Origin of the sequence: Rhodococcus sp. P14 (assembly GCF_000256505.1) — a bacterium.
Lineage (GTDB): Bacteria > Actinomycetota > Actinomycetes > Mycobacteriales > Mycobacteriaceae > Rhodococcus > Rhodococcus ruber.
On the sequence record NZ_AJFC01000180.1, the window covers coordinates 1 to 1152 of the forward strand.

The following is a 1152-nucleotide window of genomic DNA, read 5'->3' on the forward strand; positions in this document are numbered from 1 at the left end:
GGCTACCGGCCGGTGGTGGGTGATGTGGTGCTGTACGAGAACGAGCTGTGGGTCGGCCAGCACACCAACATCGTCGTCGCGGTCGACGGCGACACCGCGACGACCGTCGGCGGAAACGAACTCGGCCGTATCCGCGTGCACACCGTCGACGTCACCTCCGACTCGGCGGTGGTCGGGTTCGGGCGCCTCGAATGAGGTTCAGCGGAAGCGGTCGGTCGCCTCGAGCAGGTGATGGGTGATGCCGGGTTCGTTCGCGGCGTGCCCGGCGTCGTCGACGACGACGAAGTCCGAGCCGGGCCATGCCTTGTGCAGTTCCCACGCGCTCGTCGCGGGGCACACCACGTCGTAGCGGCCCTGCACGATCACCCCGGGAACGGCGTGCAGCCGCCCGGCGTCGCGCAGTAGCTGCCCTTCCTCGAGGAAACCGCGGTGGCGGAAGTAGTGGTTCTCGATGCGGGCGAACGCCAGCGCGAAACGCGGGTCCGATGTCTCCGCCACCCGTTCCGGTGCGGGCAGCAAGGCGCTGGTCGCACCCTCCCACGTCGACCACGCCACGGCGGCTCGCAGCGCGACGTCGGGGTCGGGCGAATGCAGCAGCCGGTGGTACGTGTCGACCGGATGCTCGCCCTCCGGCGCGCCGGTCAGCGGTTCCAGGAAGCGCTCCCACAGTTCGGGGAAGAGCTGTCCGGCACCACCGTTGTAGTACCAGTCGATCTCGCTGCTGCGCAGCAGGAAGATGCCGCGCAGCACCAGCTCGGTGACCCGGTGCGGATGCCGTTGCGCATACGCCAGCGCCAGTGTCGACCCCCACGAGCCACCGAACACCTGCCAACGGCCGATCCCCAGCCGCCGCCGCAAGGCTTCGATGTCGGCGAGCAGGTACTCGGTGGTGTTGGCGGACAGATCGGCGCCGTCGGCGACGTGCGGGACCGACCGGCCGCAGCCGCGCTGATCGAACAGCACGATCCGGTACGCCTCCGGATCGAAGAACCGGCGGTGTGCGGGGACGGTGCCGCCGCCGGGGCCGCCGTGCAGGAACACCACCGGCTTGCCGGCCGGATTGCCGCTGACCTCCCAATAGACGCGCTGGCCGTCACCGACATCGAGCATGCCCTGCTCGTGCGGCTCGATCGGCGGGGGGGGGGGGGGGGG

The 1152-nt window shown here is 70.5% G+C and carries 1 protein-coding gene and 1 pseudogene; one reads left to right on the top strand and one right to left on the bottom strand.

The genetic code is table 11. From position 1 onward, the window contains the following. Positions 1 to 195: pseudogene (locus OEY_RS0113075) on the top strand (CHAP domain-containing protein); the annotation flags it as partial. Between the two features lie 3 nt (positions 196 to 198). Here the strand turns inward: OEY_RS0113075 and pip are convergent. Continuing rightward, on the bottom strand, positions 199 to 1131 hold the full coding sequence (gene pip / locus OEY_RS0113080) for a prolyl aminopeptidase (protein WP_029540027.1): 933 nt from the start codon (positions 1129 to 1131) through the stop codon (positions 199 to 201). Positions 1132 to 1152: the final 21 nt, after the last annotated feature.